The 18,728-nt window shown below is 42.2% G+C and carries 17 protein-coding genes; 4 read left to right on the top strand and 13 right to left on the bottom strand.

From position 1 onward, the window contains the following. Nucleotides 1-35 precede the first annotated feature (35 nt). From NSS67_RS13445 to NSS67_RS13410, 8 genes are all read right to left on the bottom strand, one after another. Nucleotides 36-1,028, bottom strand: a complete 993-nt coding sequence (locus NSS67_RS13445) for a dipeptide ABC transporter ATP-binding protein (protein WP_339319997.1) — start codon at nucleotides 1,026-1,028, stop codon at nucleotides 36-38. Then, nucleotides 1,025-2,026: an ABC transporter ATP-binding protein gene (locus tag NSS67_RS13440; RefSeq protein ID WP_339319996.1), complete on the bottom strand. Its 1,002-nt coding sequence runs from the start codon at nucleotides 2,024-2,026 to the stop codon at nucleotides 1,025-1,027. Before NSS67_RS13440 ends, NSS67_RS13445 begins: the two co-directional genes overlap by 4 nt. A gap of 13 nt (nucleotides 2,027-2,039) precedes the next feature. Then, entirely contained in the window at nucleotides 2,040-2,951 is a 912-nt protein-coding gene (locus NSS67_RS13435; protein ID WP_339319995.1) for an ABC transporter permease subunit, read from the bottom strand. Between the two features lie 67 nt (nucleotides 2,952-3,018). Further along, nucleotides 3,019-3,942: an ABC transporter permease subunit gene (locus NSS67_RS13430; RefSeq protein ID WP_339319994.1), complete on the bottom strand. Its 924-nt coding sequence runs from the start codon at nucleotides 3,940-3,942 to the stop codon at nucleotides 3,019-3,021. 112 nt (nucleotides 3,943-4,054) lie between these two features. After that, a complete protein-coding gene (locus tag NSS67_RS13425; protein ID WP_339319993.1) occupies nucleotides 4,055-5,659 on the bottom strand; it encodes a glutathione ABC transporter substrate-binding protein in 1,605 nt (534 codons plus the stop codon). Between the two features lie 86 nt (nucleotides 5,660-5,745). Continuing rightward, complete coding sequence (locus tag NSS67_RS13420) at nucleotides 5,746-6,750, bottom strand: asparaginase (RefSeq protein ID WP_339319992.1); 1,005 nt, start codon at nucleotides 6,748-6,750, stop codon at nucleotides 5,746-5,748. Nucleotides 6,751-6,778: 28 nt separating this feature from the next. Continuing rightward, entirely contained in the window at nucleotides 6,779-7,942 is a 1,164-nt protein-coding gene (locus tag NSS67_RS13415; RefSeq protein ID WP_339319991.1) for an ROK family transcriptional regulator, read from the bottom strand. Nucleotides 7,943-8,464: 522 nt separating this feature from the next. Next, the gene (locus NSS67_RS13410) at nucleotides 8,465-9,127 is read right to left on the bottom strand and encodes an MgtC/SapB family protein (protein WP_339319990.1); all 663 of its coding nucleotides are present in this window, start codon (nucleotides 9,125-9,127) and stop codon (nucleotides 8,465-8,467) included. A gap of 266 nt (nucleotides 9,128-9,393) precedes the next feature. Here NSS67_RS13410 and NSS67_RS13405 point away from each other — a divergent pair, with 266 nt between their 5' ends. Continuing rightward, complete coding sequence (locus NSS67_RS13405; RefSeq protein WP_339319989.1) at nucleotides 9,394-10,359, top strand: nitronate monooxygenase; 966 nt, start codon at nucleotides 9,394-9,396, stop codon at nucleotides 10,357-10,359. Nucleotides 10,360-10,478: 119 nt separating this feature from the next. On the opposite strand, the gene NSS67_RS13400 is transcribed toward NSS67_RS13405, so the two are convergent. Continuing rightward, nucleotides 10,479-10,691, bottom strand: a complete 213-nt coding sequence (locus NSS67_RS13400; protein WP_339319988.1) for a hypothetical protein — start codon at nucleotides 10,689-10,691, stop codon at nucleotides 10,479-10,481. 347 nt (nucleotides 10,692-11,038) lie between these two features. Here NSS67_RS13400 and NSS67_RS13395 point away from each other — a divergent pair, with 347 nt between their 5' ends. Next, nucleotides 11,039-11,434, top strand: a complete 396-nt coding sequence (locus NSS67_RS13395; RefSeq protein WP_339319987.1) for a DUF2871 domain-containing protein — start codon at nucleotides 11,039-11,041, stop codon at nucleotides 11,432-11,434. Between the two features lie 193 nt (nucleotides 11,435-11,627). Then, nucleotides 11,628-12,059 carry a VOC family protein gene (locus NSS67_RS13390; RefSeq protein ID WP_339319986.1) on the top strand — a complete coding sequence of 144 codons (432 nt, stop codon included), beginning with the start codon at nucleotides 11,628-11,630 and terminating at the stop codon, nucleotides 12,057-12,059. 89 nt (nucleotides 12,060-12,148) lie between these two features. Here NSS67_RS13390 and NSS67_RS13385 read toward each other — a convergent pair whose 3' ends face one another. The 4 genes from NSS67_RS13385 to NSS67_RS13370 form a co-directional block, all read right to left on the bottom strand. Then, nucleotides 12,149-14,491: an ABC transporter permease gene (locus NSS67_RS13385; protein ID WP_339319985.1), complete on the bottom strand. Its 2,343-nt coding sequence runs from the start codon at nucleotides 14,489-14,491 to the stop codon at nucleotides 12,149-12,151. A gap of 2 nt (nucleotides 14,492-14,493) precedes the next feature. Beyond that, nucleotides 14,494-15,267 carry an ABC transporter ATP-binding protein gene (locus tag NSS67_RS13380; protein WP_339319984.1) on the bottom strand — a complete coding sequence of 258 codons (774 nt, stop codon included), beginning with the start codon at nucleotides 15,265-15,267 and terminating at the stop codon, nucleotides 14,494-14,496. A 164-nt stretch (nucleotides 15,268-15,431) separates the two neighbouring features. Further along, nucleotides 15,432-16,700, bottom strand: coding sequence for a HAMP domain-containing sensor histidine kinase (locus NSS67_RS13375; protein ID WP_339319983.1), 1,269 nt, complete (start codon nucleotides 16,698-16,700; stop codon nucleotides 15,432-15,434). Between the two features lie 2 nt (nucleotides 16,701-16,702). Next, entirely contained in the window at nucleotides 16,703-17,386 is a 684-nt protein-coding gene (locus tag NSS67_RS13370) for a response regulator transcription factor (protein ID WP_339319982.1), read from the bottom strand. Between the two features lie 66 nt (nucleotides 17,387-17,452). Here NSS67_RS13370 and NSS67_RS13365 point away from each other — a divergent pair, with 66 nt between their 5' ends. After that, nucleotides 17,453-18,715 carry a serine hydrolase domain-containing protein gene (locus NSS67_RS13365; protein ID WP_339319981.1) on the top strand — a complete coding sequence of 421 codons (1,263 nt, stop codon included), beginning with the start codon at nucleotides 17,453-17,455 and terminating at the stop codon, nucleotides 18,713-18,715. Nucleotides 18,716-18,728 lie beyond the last annotated feature (13 nt).

Here is an 18,728-nt window from a genome sequence, read left to right as displayed (position 1 = left end):
CCCTTCTTTTCCTTAAAGTTTACTCACCATTTCAGTTATCGCTCTAATTTCAGCATTTCTTCATCAAATAAATGACACGCAACCTCATGACCTGGTTCGACTTCTCGGAATATAGGTACATGCTGCTTACAGATTTCCATACAGGAAGGACATCTTGTATGAAAACGGCAACCCGTCGGTGGATCAACCGGACTTGGAAGATCTCCCTTCAGAATAATGCGCTCTTTCTTTAAAGTAGGATCGGGTACAGGTACAGAAGATAACAGTGCTTGTGTGTATGGATGCATTGGACGATCATACAAAGTATCTTTATCCGCCGTCTCTACGAGGGAACCAAGATACATGACACCGATTCGATCACTAATATGCTCAACAACACTTAGATCATGAGAAATGAATAAATACGTCAGCCCATACTCTTCTTGTAGATCCTGCAATAGATTCAGCACTTGTGACTGAATCGATACATCCAGTGCAGACACGGGCTCATCCGCCACGATCAAGCTTGGACGAACAGATAAGGCTCGAGCGATTCCAATCCGTTGTCGCTGTCCACCGCTGAATTCAAAAGCGTAGCGCTCGGCGTGGATACTATTCAATCCCACTGTCTCTAGTAGCTCGCATGCTAGTTTATCCCGCTCTTTGGACGATAGCTTTGTATGAATGAGCAGAGGTTCAGCGACAAGGTCCTTCACCTTCATCCGTGGATTAAGCGAAGCATAGGGGTCTTGGAACACCATCTGCATATCTTTACGAATAGGCCGCATTTGATTGTCTGAGATATGGCTAATATTTTGACCCTTAAACCACACTTCACCGTTATTCGGCTCCAGCAAGCGAGTCACTAATCTACCCGTAGTAGATTTACCACAGCCACTTTCACCCACAAGGCTGAACGTTTCTCCTTTACGTATAGCGAATGAGATCCCATCAACTGCGTGCAAATATCTAGTAGTTCCGAGAAAGCCCTTCTTCACCGAAAAAAACTTCTTTAGACCTTTTACTTCAATTAGTGGAGTCTCCTTCACAAACGTCCCCCTCCTTCTGTGTTCTCCTGCTGTGTAAGCCAACAGCGACTCTTTCGCTCCAGCCCCTCAATTGGTAGTAACTCCGGCTCCTGCGACAGACAACGTTCTGTGACAAATTCGCAGCGTGGCGCAAACTTACAACCTGCTGGCATTTGTGAAAGATCAGGTACATTCCCTTTAATGGAATCCAAGCGACGTACGTTTTGACGCAGCTTCGGAACGGATTGAATTAGTCCCTTAGTATAAGGATGCTGTGGTCTTGCAAATAGTTCATGAACGGAAGCTTCCTCCACTACACGACCAGCATACATAACCACTACACGGTCGCATAGTTCAGCTACTACACCGAGGTCATGGGTAATGAGCAGCATTCCCATATCTTGTTCTTCTTTCAGATGCTTCATTAGATCAAGGATTTGAGCTTGAATCGTTACATCAAGCGCCGTTGTCGGTTCATCTGCAATCAGAAGTTTCGGGTGGCAAGACATAGCCATCGCAATCATGACACGCTGCCTCATACCGCCTGAGAGTTGATGTGGATATTCATCCACCAATTCTTCCGCACGTGGTATACCAACTAGCCGCAACATATGAATGGCATGTTCACGAGCCTTCTTCCGACCATAACCCAAATGCAGCATTATCGGCTCCATCAATTGCAACCCAATCTTCAGCACAGGATTAAGCGAAGTCATCGGCTCCTGGAAGATCATCGCCATTTCATTTCCCCGTATATGGCGCATCTCTTTGTCCGTAACCTTTGTCAGATCCGTTCCCTCGAAGCGAACAGAACCTCCGGAGATTCTGCCTGGCGTATCCTTAAGAAGCCGCATAATCGACAGTGAGGTTACACTTTTGCCACAGCCGGATTCTCCAACTAGACCCAGCACTTCACCTTTCTTAATCACAAAGTCAACACCCGCAACTGCCGTTATACTTCCATCGCCGCGTTTGAACTCCGTTTTCAGCCCTTGTACTTCCAGCAAATTTTGAGTCATGTCTTGTCCCTCCTTAGTTTTTCATTTTGGGATCAAGAGCATCGCGCAGTCCGTCCCCGACCAGGTTAAATGCAAGTACTGTCAAAAATATAGCTATCCCTGGAAAATAAACGATATGCGGAGCAATACTTAAATAATCGCGCCCCATACTTAACATTGCGCCCCAATCGGGCTCTGTAGGCTTCGCGCCCATTCCAAGAAAGCTCAGTGACGCAGCGGCCAAGATTGCCCCGCCAATTTTCATAGATAGATTAACGATAATACTAGGAACGGTTTCAGGAAAAATATGTCTCCAAATGATTCGACGATTCTTCGCACCCATTGAACGAGCAGCTTCAACAAACAATGTTTCCTTCGCTGACAATGTTACGCTTCGAATAATTCGAGCGAAGGATGGTGTGCCGAAGACTGCAACGGCAATCACAACGTTGGATAATCCAGGCCCGAGTATGGCGACGATCCCAATGGCAAGCAGTAAATCTGGGAATGAGAACAGCACGTCACTCCCCCGCATAATAATCCGATCCAACCAGCCGCCATAATATCCACTAACTAGACCAAGAATGGTTCCAAGTATACCCGCAATAAGTACAGAACTGAGACTGACTGCCAAAGTCAACCGTGTACCATCAATAAGGCGACTTAGAATATCACGACCATATTCATCCGTTCCGGCCCAGTGAGCGGCAGATGGGCCCTGCATTAGTGCATCGTAGTTTGGTTCATCAGGATTATAAGGGGTCAGAAATGGCCCGAAAATGGCAATTAAAAAAAGCAATATGATAAAAAATGCAGCAGCAAGGGGCATCTTTTGTTTACTGAACTTGCGAAAAAAAGCGCCTGCGCGGCCTTTCATTTTCTCCGGGGTTATAACCTCTCCGGGTATAGGAGAATTAGTTCCCATTACCGCCGAATTGTCGCTCATGATATCCCTCCTAATCCTATATTCACCTATAAAACTATCGTATGTCTGTTTCTTAGTCGCATTTCAGCTACTGAGAAAACCTGATTTTCGGATTGAGTACTCCATACAATAAATCTACAATTAAATTAATTAGAATAAATTGTGTTGAAAAGAGTAGCAGCAAAGCTTGAATAACTGTATAATCCCGGAACAAAATGGAATCTACCAGCAGTCTACCAAGACCAGGAATACTGAAAACCGTCTCAACCATTACCGATCCACCAAGCAAGAATCCAAATTGAAGTCCAGCTACAGTAACGACCTGAATAAGTGAATTGCGCAGCGCATGCCTGCTGATAACAACATACTCACGTAAGCCTTTGGCACGTCCAGTACGGATATAATCCTCCCGAAGCGTTTCCAGCATCGAAGACCGTGAATAACGAGCCAACATCGACATAATTCCCATTCCAAGGGTAATGGAAGGAAGAATATAGGACTTCCAGGAATCCACACCACCGGTCGGAAACCAGCCAAGCTCTACCGAGAAAATCTGAATGAGTACCAAACCTAACCAGAATCCAGGCATCGACATCCCCGAAATAGCTGTCAATGTGCCTAAGTGATCAGGCCATCTATTGCGATAAACCGCTGAAATAACACCAATTAGAAGACCAATAACAAGCGCCCAAGCCATGCTGAGAAACGTTAACCACAAGGTAGGCATTATTCTACTTTCCAGCATATCGGTTACTGGAATCCCTGATCGAATCGAATTACCCAGATTACCAGTTAGTAGATCACCCATGTAGTTTATGTATTGTTTCCACAAGGGTAGATTGAGACCAAGTTGCTCTTGAATGCCATGAATCTCTTCAAGCGTGGCGTCTTTACCCGCAATAAGTCGGGCCGGATCGCCCGGAATTAAGTGAATAAACAAAAAGACTAGTACCGATACAATGAACAACAGCGGAATAACCCCGAGGAGTCTTTGTAAAGCATATCTACCCAACTCATAAGCCCCCTTCAGTATCGACAAATGATTTAGTGAGGCCGCTTCCTACCATTCTATAGAAGCGGCCTCGTTCAATTCTTGGGATATTAAATCTTACATTTGTTTTACGTTATTTCACTTCTGCATTGAGGACATTAATGGAACCATCTGGGAAGACCTTTACACCTTCCAGATACGATCTTTTTCCAGAGATGATTTGATCAACGCCCATGAATGCCCACGGAGCATCTTCCCATACTGTTTTTTGAATATTTGCATAGATGGATTTAGCCGCTTCTGGATCAACAGCTTTATTCGCCTCAGCGATCCAATTGTCTACATTCTCATTTTTGTAATAAGCTGTATTCGAGCCAGCAGGTGGGAACATTTCACTACTGAACAAACCTCTAGTAGCGCCATCTGCATCACCTGATGATGGAGACCAGCTGACATACCACATTTGAATTTTTGCTTCTTCAGGCGTTTTAGCGGAGTTAATCTGGTCGGACAATGTACCGCCTTCCATGGACTTCACTTCTACCTTAATACCTACAAGCGCTAGCTGTTGTTGAATAAATTGCATACCTTTCATAGTTTCAGATTCGTTTTCTCCCCAAATTTCGGTTTCGAATCCGTCAGGATATCCTGCTTCAGCAAGTAATTGTTTAGCTTTTTCAATGTCATAGTCATAACCTGTTTGTTGGGAATAGTATTGAGTTTTCGAAGACATTGTGGAATCAAGCTTAGCTCCTAAACCTGATTTCACAACCTTGATATAAGCATCTTTGTTGATAGCATAGTTAATGGCTTGACGTACCTTTACATCATCGAAAGGCTTTTTCATCGTATTCAAAGTTACATATCGAACAATGGTTGAATCGATAGTATCTACAGTAATTCCTTCAAGCCCTTCAACCTCGGATACTTGTTCTGTTGGCATTGGATAAATGAAATCCGCTTCACCAGTTTTTAGCATCGCAATCCGTGATCCGTTCTCTGGTACGGGTCTAAAGGTTATACTATCCACTTTCGGCAAGTCTTTTTGCCAGTAATCCGGATTTTTTTCAACAACTAAGCGATCGCCTTGGACCCACTCTTTGAACTTAAACGGACCCGTTCCAACAGGACTTTTCGAAATATCGGCACCGTTATCTGTTATAGCTTTCGGGCTAATGATCGGCGCCATCGCAACCTTATTTAAAAATGCATTGTATGGCTCGCTAAGTGTAATAACTACCGTTTTGGCATCAGGAGTCTCCACTTTGGCTACCTTTGCGAAGCTTTTGCGCAGTCTAAGATTGTTCTTCTCATCTTGAATACGGGCGATGTTTACTTTAACCGCTTCAGCATTAAAGTCAGTACCGTCTTGGAATTTAACATTCTCTTGCAACGTGAACGTGTAAACCAACCCGTCTTTACTTATGGAATGGCTTGCGGCAAGAACAGGAACTACGTTCATATTCTCATCAAAACCCATTAGACCTTCGTACATCGTTCTGGCAGCGCTAATTGAATGTGTATCGCTTGCGTTATGTGGGTCCAGCGTAATAAAGTTAGAATTGATGGCAATTACAATGTCTTTATCATTTTTTGTAGTTGGGGTGCTAGTTTCAGTTCCACCAGCGGTATTGCCGCCTTGTCCCTCGTTGCTCGCTTTGTTGCCGCACCCTGCAGTCATGACTACTGTAATAAGCAGCAGCATGAACATTGACCATACTTTTCCTTTTGCTTTCATGTTATACACTCCCCTTTAGAAACGATGTATTAGAAAAGCCCCCAGTCCGATTATTCAGACTTGAAGATTATTCTCGATCCTTATATTCAGACTTCCCATTGGAACACAGCGCGGCGTTCGCCTACAATAGTACCGCCATCATTAACAATAGTGTTCGGTACGAGTGCATATAAACGATCAATCGTAGCTTGATTGCTATAGCCTAAACGTTCCAGAATCGATGCAATGATGCACGGCCAGACTTGTTCGGATCCGTCGGATACTTTTAGCGAGATACCGATTCGTTCCTTTCGGAGTCCAATACCATATACACCTTTAGCGCCGCCCTTTGCCGTCAGATTATCATCCTTTAGAAGCTCTGAGCAGACGAATTTCGTATCTGCAATCATCACCGGATTATCGTTCATAAGCTTCGCAGTCACAGCAGCTGCGTTGCGTATTTCTATATCCTCGATCAAATCAGGACAGGCTAGCTTTAAATATGAATAAGCGATTTTGTGAAGTGGTAGTGCGAAGATAGGTAAGCCACAGCCATCAATCCCTTGACGAATGGATTCCTTTGGTACCTCAGCAATATAGGCCATGATCTCTAGGATCTCCTGTTGCACGGGATGGTTAGGCTCATAATAAGTATCTATATCCCAACCCATATATTTGCTAAGGCCCATTAACCCTGCATGCTTACCTGAGCAATTATGAAAGATTTTGCGAGTAGGCTCATTCGCCCGATGACGCTCCGCTTTGGCTCCCTCATTCAGTGGGTATGTAGAACAGCAATGAAGTCCCTCTTCTTGTAATCCCATTTTCTGAAAAAGAGATTCCAGGGCTTCGATGTGGAAGGCTTCTCCTCGGTGTGATGCAGTAAAAAGTGAGGCTTCCTTACTTGTCAATCCATATACCTCGTCGATCCGTCGCTTCATAACCGGCAAAGCTTGGAATGGCTTAGCCGCTGAACGAAGATAGGTCATATGCTCCGGATTACCTGCTTTGTACAAAAGGTTACCTTTCTCATCGACCACGCTAACTGCACCATAATGGACATTCTCCAGTAAGCCACCGCGATATTCTTCTACTAATGTTGTAAACCCCATCTGTACAACCTCCTTCGATGTAATTCTTTTAATCCAATGCGAAAAAACGATTTTGCGATAGTAGTCCAGATCCGATAATTACACCATTCTCGTTCAACATCGAACGATGAATGGAGAAAGATCCACGAAGGGGTTCCCATGTGAAGCGTGAAAGATATAGCTTCTCGACTGCTTCATAAATATCCGGGAATTTGTCTACGAGTTCTCCACTCAAGATCACACTATCGGGGTTATACATGCATACGACATTGTTGATTGTAATCGCCATATACATGAGCGCTCGCTCGATCAAATGAACCGCCCAATGCTCTCCTGCATCCTTTGCTTCAAATAACTCCTCGATCGTGCGAATCGGACGAATCCGATTGGCTTCTGACAACAATGAACTGATATTTATATAGGTCTGTAAGCAACCCGCCTTACCGCACTCGCACATCATTCCGTTAGGATCCACTGTCGTATGCCCTATTTCACCAGCACTGTTCATCACCCCGCGATAGATCTCTCCCTCGAGGATCATCGCCGAGCCAACGCCTTGCCCGAAGCCCAATAGTGCGGTACGGACAGATCCAACAGCAGCACCTTTGAGGTGTTCAGCAAGAGCTCTAACTTTCAACTCATTATCTACAGCAATTTCAAAACCCGTTAATTCCTTTAGCCGTTTAGCTAAGGGAACATTCTTCCATCCAAGCTGAACCGAGAAGACAACAATACCTTCTTCGTTATTCACAATGCCGGGAAGTCCAACGCCAATACCGACGATACGTGTTCTGTCAATCACATGCTGCTGCGTCAGTTGTTCTATCGCTTCATTAATTCGTTCCAGCGTCTTGTCTGGGCTCTCATCTGGTGTACGTGGGTATTGGCTGCTGCAGAGAAGCTTGCCTTGCAAATCTACAATCCCAACAATCATAAGACTGCGATCCAGTTCAACCCCAACTGACAACACAGAAGCGTCAACCATAGCTATCAATGTTGATTTCCGACCTAATCCTGACGATACCTGGTCCGAATCGAGTAGATATCCCTGCTCTGTCAATTCCCCAACAATCCGACTTACAGTGGTAGGACTCATACCCGTTTGTTTGGCGATGGAAGCGCGAGAAATCGGTTGTTGGTTTTTAATGATTTCGAAGACCGTCAATCGATTTTGCCGCTTCATAAAATCCTGATCGTGCTTTTTCACAGGCATTCTCCTAATTATTTTCTTCAGTGCATTAATCAAACTAATAAAACTACAAAAATAAGAAAATATTTGCAAATTAGACTTCGATAATGTATTGTTTGATTTAAATTTTAGTCTAGTTTCTCCAGTGATGGGATTAATAATAAAGGCTCATTGAATGTATGTCAATATAAATGACATATTTTTTTATTCGAAATAAATGAAAGCGTTTAATATGTGATTTTTATAACAAACTTATTAAATACATAACATATACCTAACATTAAAAATCAAAAATTATACCGTAATAGACCAAATGGAAACTATAAATAGAAATAACCTAAATTTAGAGAGGGATATATCTTAGAGCAACGAGAGGTTTAGGATAAAGTGTCGGATCAGAAGGTTTGCGATCCCTGAATATTGCAAAAAAAGGTAGAATCATGCGCGGATTAATAGTGAAATGGAGATTGCACCCGTATCAAAAGTAAGTTCTTTAAAGAAACCAACCCTTGATACGGAGTGTCATGAGAAGTTATTGAGAAGAATTTATTGAAACTCCACTGCCTTAACAGAGGCGTCCTCTTGTATTAGTGATAACAAATTCACAGAATTGAACGATTCAGGAAATTTTACGATAATTTCTAAATTCAATTCGGATGCAACACTATTATTTTCAGCGTGAAAGCTTAGAATGGTAATGTTTTTTTCTTCAAGTAGGCCTTGAATTCGACTCACAGCTCCTTCTGTATTAGATAGACAAATAACAATCTGTTGGGTTTTTGGTGAGGCCAGCCAACTGTATCGGCCATGTAATATCTTTTGGCCAAGTAAGATTATAATCGTTGCTCCTCCGCCAAGAATATAAAGGCCTGATCCAATCGCCAGCCCTAGCCCCGCCGTTGCCAAAATCCCCGCTGCAGTTGTAAGGCCCTTCACGGTATTTTTGTGTATGAAAATCATCCCTGCTCCAAGAAATCCCACTCCACTTACTACCTGGGCAGCTATACGTGCAGGATCGAGTTTAACATTGGACCAAGTAGCTTGATCCTGAAATCCATATTTTGAGATGATCATCATAAGTGCAGCACTTAAGGCTACGATAAAATGCGTCCTAACTCCCGCTTCTTTCATCCTGCTTTTTCTTTCAAATCCAACTAAAACTCCACAAATTCCAGCTCCAACTACACGAAGTAAATATTCAAACTCCATACCTGTCCTTCTCTCCTTATAATATGTATGCCTTACATGCGATGCCCTAAATAAAGAGTTTAGCGTACGCAGGATCATGTTAATATGCTATTTATTGTATCATAAACGGATTTCCATATTTTCTACTCTAATGAGATAGACATGATATTTAACATAGTTTGAGCATGCGCACAGTCATATCTGCAATGATTTTACTGTGATACCTTTATAGCTGTTACTTCGGTAGAGATTTATATCGAACTACAACTAGTGAAAGAGGTGCGTATATGAAACTTCCAACAATCCAATTCGGACATATTAAATCCAAAGTTCCTGTTATTCAAGGTGGAATGGGTGTAGGCATATCCTTAAGTGGATTAGCCGCTGCTGTAGCCAATGCAGGCGGGATCGGCACCATTTCTGGTACAGGAATCACCACTGAAGAACTAAGAATGCATATTCGCAAAACAAGAGAACTCTTAAAAGGGAATGGATATATCGGTGTGAACGTACTATTCGCAATGAAGGATTTTGCCGATAAAATGAAGGTTGCTTTAGAAGAAAAGGTGGATTTTATTATTTCTGGAGCCGGAATTTCCAGAGATATTTATGCTTGGGGTAAAGAATATGGCACCCCTGTGGTGTCTATTGTTTCCTCTGCCAAATTAGCCAGAATATCCGAAAGACTTGGTGCCTCTGCTGTCGTTGTGGAAGGGTTTGAAGCCGGGGGCCATTTAGGTACAGAAAGATCCATGTTTGATATCCTTCCTGAAGTTGTAGAAGCCGTTTCGATTCCGGTTATTGCTGCGGGTGGGATTCTAACAGGAGATGATATTGCAAAAGCCCTTCGGATGGGCGCATCTGGTGTTCAGATGGGTACCCGTTTCGTTGCTAGCCATGAATGTGATGCTCCTATAGACTTCAAGCAAAAGTATGTAGATGCTCAGCAAGGCGATACGATCCTGATCAAGTCTACGGTGGGTCTAGATGGCAGAGCCATTCGCAATGAATTCACAGATCGAATTAGTGATGATGCCAAATTAAAAATAAAAAAATGCTATGATTGTCTAAAGGTTTGTTCACATCGCTTCTGTACCATGGAATCCCTGCTTACTTCCCTTAGGGGAGATGTAAAGAACGGATTAGTGTTTGCCGGGTCAAGGGTTCATGAAATTAAAGAAATATTGTCCGTACAGCAGATTATCGACAATTTAATGAATGAGTATCAAGGGGCTATAAATCCAATAACTTAAGGATCTATTGGGGTACGCAAAAGTGATGATAACAATAAAATAAGAACCCTTTGTTGTATGCAACAAAAGGTTCTTATTAAACGGCGTTGATTACAGCTATTTCTGCATCAATATGGCCTTTACATCATTCCACGAGTATTCGAATTGTCTTCTTCATGACAGCTCTTATACATTTGCTCTAGATCGGAATCACTCATGTTCGGATGTCTTTCTTTCATAAAGGGTAACATCTCTTTAAAAGTGCTCGGAACAAACCCGGCAGCATAAGCTGCTGTTCCAATTCCAAATGACAAAATAACTACACAGATTACTGCAAATACTCCTCTTTTCAAAAAAACCATCTCCTACTTTATAATACGGAAAAAATCAATACGAAAAAAAATTTGCAGAGACCAACATGCACATCAGACCCATTCCCATAACTAGAATGGCTATGATCCAATCCGCTTTTTTCATATCTATCCTCCCGCACCATCGAACACCCTGACTCCCATGAACAGCGGGTTCAATAATATTCATCATTATAGATCAATATTGTGTGGAAACTGTGTGGGTCTAGCTAGGGATTAATTTTTGACAATTCCGTGAAATCATTCACTATAAAGCCATTCGTTCATATTGCGTTCTTATTTGCGTGATATGATTTTGATATAACGATAAATACAAAGGAGTCATGATCATGAAAAAATTGTATTACACGTCTTTTTTCTATGCCGTACTTGGTTTGATAGCAGGTGTTGCATATCGTGAAATCACAAAAATGAATGATTTCGAAGGAAACACCATCTTGGTTGCGCTTCATACCCATATCCTTGTGCTGGGGTTCTTCTTCTTTATAATCACATTGATCCTAGCCAAGTTATTTAAGATCCATGAGGCTAAATCCTTTGGCGCATGGTACATTGTCTATAACATTGGTCTCCTGATCACGATCGGTACTATGGCTACTCGCGGGATGCTGCAAATTAACGGGACTGATATCAGTTTCTTACCTCATATTGCGGGTCTCGGTCATGCCACAGTAGGAGCTGGTATCATATGGCTACTAATTCTGCTCGGCAAACGAATTAAATAATAGGGAAAGAACCACTGGATCACATTCCAGTGGTTCTTTTTGAATGTTGATATAAATGTTCATACCAAATGAGACTATAAGTATATTTGTTTATAAACTGGTAAATGATACAATATGGAAGTCACGAGAAATTTTAATTTTTAACTTTAAGCACCGTTTACAATGCCAACAATACTTTAAAGGAGTGAAGTAAATGTCTATCGATGTTTATCTTAATTTTAACGGGAATTGTCGTCAAGCCGCAGAATTTTACGCAGAGGTGTTTGGAACCGAACCTCCACAAATCATGACCTTTGGAGAAACACCACCCGATCCCAATTTCACTCTTCCTGAAGAAGCTAAAGATTTGGTAATGCATACCCGCTTGAATATTGAAGGCAGCAATGTAATGTTCTCAGATGTTTTCCCAGGCATGCCTTTTGTGGAAGGAAACAATATTAGTCTCGCCGTTGTTAGTAAGGATATGGATAACATTAAGAGCTATTTTCATAAACTTCAAGAAGGTGGTAAAGTAGTGATGGAGTTACAAGAAACCTTCTGGAGCAAGTGTTATGGCAGTTTGAAGGATAAATTCGGAATCGAATGGCAATTCAATTATGATGATGGCCAAATGAACAATATGTAATACCGAATAAGAACGAGACTGGAGCGGCTGTGAATCCTATTAACATGGGTGCAGCCTACTTCCAGCTCGTTGTTTTTTTGTTCAAGTGCTTAGTCCATAATCAAATCGTATACGCTGACCTTCCGAATTCGCCTTGCAACTAGCATAGACACCACATAAGCAACAACTAGGATGACTGCACACAGTAGAAGCACCTGAGGCAAACTTACCGCCAGTTGGACATTATAAATCCCTAGACTTGAGAGCAATAGCACAAACGCTGAATCTGAGTAAAAATAACCCGCTAAACTCCCCAGCAATACTCCAACTACAATCACTGGAAAAAGACTGAACGTAATCTGCGTCATCAAATTAAAGGTGGTATATCCAATACCTTTAAGAATACCGAACTCTCGCTTGCGCTTCATAATCAAAGTCTTAATTACCAAATACAAGATTAGACTGACCACTATAACTGTGACCGCCGTAATGAGTGCTGTCATAGAAGATACTGCTGCAGTGAATGTACTGAGCGTGCTTTCTAACATGTCTAAAATGTTTGTTACGTTCCATTGCCCAGGGAAGCGTTCTTCAATCTTTTGGATAAACGCTTGAGGATCTTCCCCTTCCTTCAAATACACATTAATAGACTGGACTGAATAATTTGGCTGCAATCTCTTCATTCCATCTTCTGTTATGGTAGCGACCATACCCAACTGATTTATCTGCTGACTAAAGCCAGTCACCAAATAATTTTGAGTTACCCCATTAAACGTAACTGGAACCTCGTCCCCAATGGCCTTATTTTTCATTCTCGCAATTACACCGGATATCGCAATTTCATTATCATAAATGGGCTGCCTACCATTGTAGACCGTCTGCGTTTCCAGCTTGGCATAATCATCAGATACACGGAGCATAAAGCTGGAATCATTAATGGAAGCTACTCTACTTTCCAATATGGAGATCTTTTGAACCTCAGACATAGCTTCAACTTCTGCAAATATTTTTGGATCATGGTCAGTATTTTTTAGATCAAGTTGCACATTCGTGCGTTCTAAGCCCACTAAATCTAAAACGGCTGAAGTATCCCCTTTAAAGTTAAAATTAAGGATGGAGCAAAATATACTAGAAAAGGTCAATCCCGCAACGATCAGTACAATCATTAAATTCTGTTTGGTCTGCCTGAATAAAGACTTCAGACTTAAAGTGAATTGCAAATTCAGTGAAGTGGTTGCTAGTGGAAAGTGATTTCTCTTGAAATTATGGGTAAGAAGCCCGCTCTGAAGAGCTACTATAGGGGTAATCGTTCGGATCTTCCTACTAGACAGATAGGCAACACATAGAATCAGTAGCGTAACGATAAGCAAGCTAACTAAAGCACTTAATAATTCAAAGGTTGTCGGCCACAGCAATCCAACTGAAGACGAGATCATATTACCTACTAAGGGCATGACTAGAACGGAAATCAAACTCCCTGGTATGGAAGCCATTATAGACACTGAGACGAACTGTAACAGAAATGAGGATATGATCTGCCTGGACGTATAACCGTTTGCTTTCAAAACACCGATGTTGGTTAGATTATCCTCAATATTCCCGAAGATCTGAAACCTGATCACAATCAACGAGATTACAACCATAATCAGTGCAAATACAATAAGAATGGCGGCTAAAATATTCACAAAAACGCGGTTTCCTTCGAGACCCACTTCTGTTCGCATGACTAAAAATGAACTCGCATTTCCAGAGCCAAAAATCTGTTCACTCAGCTTTTGCTCTAGCTTGACCTCTTTCGCCCGTTCGTTTAGTTGTACAGATAGAAAATTAAATTGCACCTCTTTTCCAAGCTGTGCCTCCAATTGCTTATAACCTTCATCGTTCAAAAACACTTTCAAAGCCCCGTTTGTCAATGTTCCAAAAAGAGGTTCCTCCGTAAATCCACCGATGGTATAAGTGAATTTGTTGTTGCCATATTCAAACGAGATCGTATCCCCAAGGTCATACCCTGAACCCCCGTGGAAAATATATGGCAGATAAATCGTATTCTGATCTTCAAGCTCCAAGCGAGACGTTGTATTAAATAGTCCCATGGACCGCTGGGAATCCTTATTAAGAATCAAGAAGGCAATCGCTGTATTGTTCCCCCCGTAGTTTATCTTTACGTCAGGTAGCAGTAGTGCCGACTCATTCTCCCAAGTTTCAGTATAAGGATAATCATCCACAAGAGATTCATATGACTTCACATTCTCGTTTACAGGAAAATAAGCGGTGATATCTGGAGTATTTAGCTTTGATATTTTTTCTTGCTGAAAAGAATTAAGCTTCAAGCTGACCGTGAGGCCAATGTTCAGTAGCAGCACTGCTATCATAATCAGAATGAAAAGCGTAATCGTTGCACTTTTTCTTTTACGAATATTGGACCAAGCAAGTTTTCCTATTAAGCTTCTCATCCCTACCACCCCAATTCGGTTAGAAAGGACTGTAATTGCTGCTGCCGTTCAGGTCCACTATCTTCGCTATAAGGGGCAAGGCGTAAATCTCCAACGATAACTCCATCCTGCAAATACAATATCCGATTGCCACGTAGCGCGGTTTTGAGATCATGCGTAACCATAATTATGCTTTGCCCCTGTTTATTCACCTCTGTTAGGACACGCAGTACTCCAATTCCAGCTGAGCTATTTAGAGCTCCAGTCGGCTCATCAGCGAACACCGCCTTTGGACTATTGATCAGGGCCCGGATAATTCCGGCACGCTGGGCTTCGCCCCCTGAGATTTGCGCCGGAAACTTACCCCAGATTGAGTCATCCAAACCTACATCCGTAAGCAGCTTTTTTGCTTTTTTCACAGCCCCAACTCTATCCTTTTGTACAAGAAAGGCGCTTGATAATACATTGTCGAGAACACTCATCGTATCGAGTAAATGAATCTGTTGAAAAACAAATCCACAATTCTTCCGCCGGAATACCGCAAGCTGATCATTACTCATTGCTGTAATATCCTGGCCTTCGAACAAAACCTCGCCAAGCGTTGGCTTATCCATCCCCGAAATGGCATATAGCAGTGTTGATTTACCAGATCCTGAGCTGCCCATGATAATTGTGAAATCACCATGATATAAGGTCAAATCTAGATTTTTTAATACGTGCTGCTGAGTTCCCCCATGGGAAAAGGTTTTTCCAAGCTTATGGGTCTGCATCAGTACTTTATGATTCACTTCGCTCATATTGAACACTCCATTTACATTCATGCTCATTAATTGCGCTAATAGAACGTAAGCTCTACGCGAAATAAAATGGCTGCAATTACAAGCTCATTCGCAATTACAACCTTATCGTACGTTAAATGTTCTTAACATGTCTTTGTGCAATCCTTAGCGATTTCTTAATTTTATCCTGCTAATGGAATCAAGAGCTTTACTGTAAATCCATTCTCCCAATTGGAACATACAATGTCGCCATGTATTTTCTGCATCATATAACGGGAAATGTACAGACCTAGACCCGCACCGTTCTGGCTCACAGCCAGACTTCCCCGATAGAATTTATTGAATAATAAAGGCAGCTCCTCCTCAGAAACACCGGGGCCATAGTCCAAAATATCTACCTCCAGGTAATGATCCCTAATCTCGAATTTAATTTCGATGGGTGTACCAGAGTTGGCGTATTTGTAGGAATTGTTCACTACATTATCGATGACCTGCTGTAGCCGCAAGGGGTCCACCGTAATGATACAGTCCGGCACAGCTGCCGCTGAAATCCGTTCGTAGAAATTCACATTATTTATTATTTGAATCAGCAGATGACTATGCTCCTCCGTTAAACTGACTTTAAGCTCATTCAGTTCCTCCAAGGTCGAATGGAACATATCTGTGACCAGACGATCAATCTGATCCGCTTTGGAATATAGGGTGTTCAGCTGTCTGCTTGTCTTCTCATCCTTTGCGCTTAATAACATTAGTTCCGTGATCGCCTTCAGCGAAGCGACAGGTGTCTTAATATCATGACTGAGACTTGCAACCAGCTCTTTCTTACTCTTATTCGCCAAATATTCGCTGTGCCTAGCCGCTGCAAGCTCTTCCCGCATCATATCAAAGCTTTCGGTAAAAGCACCAAACAGATGATTACGATCCATCTCTAGTGGCACCTCAAGATCACCTCTCGCGATATGCTTCGCGAATAGCTGCATTTTGCGAAACGGACGAAGAATGGATCTATTTAGGAACCAAATATAGAGGATGCCCAGAATCGTAAGTAGAAGCAGCATCGCAACAGAAACTTGAATAAATTGTTGTTTCATATGTATAACTATCGTTCGGTAATCATTATTAATAATCGCTTTACCCACTATCTTATCCTGAACAACAACATCGACTACGGTATCCCGATTGTTGATAGCTTCGTTAACGGTGACGGAAATCGCATTCTTCGTCTGATATTGAAGTACACCCGAGTTATCGATAATGGCAAAGTCATAAGGACTCTCCTTGTACAGTTTCGGATCAAGCTTGTCCCAATTCTGCTCCGTCAGCTTAACAATGGTATTGATCGCCACTCGATCCGTCGAAGGCTCCACTTTCAAATTAAAAATCAGGAATAGGAGAGCTATACTTGCAGCGAGGATAGTGAGCAGTAGAGCCAACAGCAGTTTCTTAGTCATGGTTATTTATCCTCAAAAGCATAACCGATGCCCCATACGGTACGGATATACTGAGGATCGTTAGGATTCTGCTCGATCTTCTCACGAAGATGGCGTATATGCACATTTAAGGTGCCGTCTCCCGCAAAAACATCCCCCCATACCCCAGTAAATAGCTCCTCTTTGGGAATGACCCGATTTTTATGCTGAATCAAATAACTGAGTAATTTATACTCCATCGTTTTCAGCTTAAGGGGTACGCCATTTAGACTAGCCCTTCTAAGTTCGGGATCAATCTGGACGGGGCCAGATTCAAGAATAGAGGACTCAGCCACAACTCCGTTATTGTACCGTTTAAGCACCGCCTTAACTTTTGCCAGCAACACTCTCAAGGTATACGGCTTATGAATATAGTCATCTCCCCCAATATCAAGAGCAATCAATACATCATCCTCACTGGAGCGGGCACTAATAAACAGGATGGGAATTCCAGTCGTTTGACGCAACTCTTTGCATAACTGGAAACCGGATTCACCACCTAAATTAATATCAAGGAGTAACATTGACACCGAATGCTCACTTAAAAAGCTCCGACAAGCATCAGCGTTTGTAACAAACGCGGTTTGAACATCAAACAAATTAAAATATTCGCATGTGGTCTCCGCAAGCTCAATTTCATCATCAATAATCAAACAATCATATCTCATGGATTTCTCTCCGCTTCAACAGAATTTATTATTATGTTAGAATATGCCTTTAAGGAGGGGTTACCTGTGGATATACAATTCCAGCGTCTGGAGCAATATTTAGATAAATACGAACAACGCTGGCCATTAAGCGGCACAGTCTTAATAGCTCAGCGTGGTGAAATCAAGCTACATAAAGCGTACGGATATGCAAACCTTGAACATCAGGTCCCGAACACTTTAGATACCAAATTCCGGATCTGGTCACTTACCAAATCATTCACTGGCATGGCCATCCTGATGCTAAAAGAACAAAAACGTCTGAGACTGGAAGATCCAATTCTAAAATATCTTCCTCAGCAGCATGCACTAGAGGGGATTACCATCCTTCACTTGCTAGGACATACCTCTGGTATAGCCAACTACACTTCCATACCCGAATATAATCAAAGATTAAATAAGCTGAAGCTGACTCCACAGGAGATGGTACAGCTATTTGTGAGTCAACCACCTGCGTTTATGCCTGGTACTTCATTTGCCTATAACAACTCAGGTTATTATTTACTAGGGATGATTATTGAGAAGATTACAGGGATGACCTTTGAAGATTATATCACTACTTTTATATTACAGCCTCTGGGTATGGTAAATACAGGAGTTTATAACAATCATCAAATCATTTCAAAATTAGCCTCACCTTATCATTCCTCTTGGGGAGAGTACACTCAGGGGGAATACATCGATATGAGCTCTATCCTGTCCGCTGGTGCGATGTATTCGACAGCTGCTGATCTTTTCTTATGGGATCAAGCTTTGTACTCCGATCAATTAGTATCTCACGACACCCTAGAGATGGCCTTTCATTCAAGTAATCTCAAATATCGATTTGGTTGGTTCTTGGACGAACGTTTTGATCGAAAAAGAATGTATCACGGCGGCGCATATCGCGGCTTCCGAAGTGAACTGCACAGATATCCAGAAGAACAAACGACCGTAATCATGTTGACCAATTATGACTGCGTTCTCGTCACCAAGTTAACGGAATCTCTCGCTGGATTAGTATTTGGAGAACCTGCAAGGGTGCCGATCTCACCGCAAGCCATCCCGCTTGATGACAGTATTTATGCAGAATATATGGGAACCTACGAGGGATTTGGCTGCAAAGCGAGCGTGGAGCGTAGTGGCCAAGAGTATTATTTTATCTGGAATGATGTAGAGGTTACACCGTTTTATCCAATCTCGGAAACAAGTTTCCATCATACCAAGCATGACACAGAATATGAATTTAAACGGAATGGTCAAGGCGAGATTACATTTCTGGGGATGCAAAAAAAGCAAGGCAAGTCTTAAATAGACCTGTCTT

The sequence above is a fragment of the Paenibacillus sp. FSL R10-2734 genome, assembly GCF_037963865.1.
Lineage (GTDB): Bacteria > Bacillota > Bacilli > Paenibacillales > Paenibacillaceae > Paenibacillus_AQ.
Note: the sequence above shows the minus strand (reverse complement) of the source record. Positions and strands in the feature narration are given on the sequence as shown.

Coding starts and splice junctions, on each gene's coding strand:
- NSS67_RS13410 (WP_339319990.1), bottom strand. CDS start 9,127: ATGGAGTTTGAATATTTACTTCGTGTAGTTGGAGCTGGAATTTGTGGA.
- NSS67_RS13405 (WP_339319989.1), top strand. CDS start 9,394: ATGAAACTTCCAACAATCCAATTCGGACATATTAAATCCAAAGTTCCT.
- NSS67_RS13420 (WP_339319992.1), bottom strand. CDS start 6,750: ATGGGGTTTACAACATTAGTAGAAGAATATCGCGGTGGCTTACTGGAG.
- NSS67_RS13370 (WP_339319982.1), bottom strand. CDS start 17,386: ATGAGATATGATTGTTTGATTATTGATGATGAAATTGAGCTTGCGGAG.
- NSS67_RS13385 (WP_339319985.1), bottom strand. CDS start 14,491: ATGAGAAGCTTAATAGGAAAACTTGCTTGGTCCAATATTCGTAAAAGA.
- NSS67_RS13415 (WP_339319991.1), bottom strand. CDS start 7,942: ATGCCTGTGAAAAAGCACGATCAGGATTTTATGAAGCGGCAAAATCGA.
- NSS67_RS13435 (WP_339319995.1), bottom strand. CDS start 2,951: ATGAGCGACAATTCGGCGGTAATGGGAACTAATTCTCCTATACCCGGA.
- NSS67_RS13390 (WP_339319986.1), top strand. CDS start 11,628: ATGTCTATCGATGTTTATCTTAATTTTAACGGGAATTGTCGTCAAGCC.
- NSS67_RS13395 (WP_339319987.1), top strand. CDS start 11,039: ATGAAAAAATTGTATTACACGTCTTTTTTCTATGCCGTACTTGGTTTG.
- NSS67_RS13375 (WP_339319983.1), bottom strand. CDS start 16,700: ATGACTAAGAAACTGCTGTTGGCTCTACTGCTCACTATCCTCGCTGCA.
- NSS67_RS13425 (WP_339319993.1), bottom strand. CDS start 5,659: ATGAAAGCAAAAGGAAAAGTATGGTCAATGTTCATGCTGCTGCTTATT.
- NSS67_RS13380 (WP_339319984.1), bottom strand. CDS start 15,267: ATGAGCGAAGTGAATCATAAAGTACTGATGCAGACCCATAAGCTTGGA.
- NSS67_RS13440 (WP_339319996.1), bottom strand. CDS start 2,026: ATGACTCAAAATTTGCTGGAAGTACAAGGGCTGAAAACGGAGTTCAAA.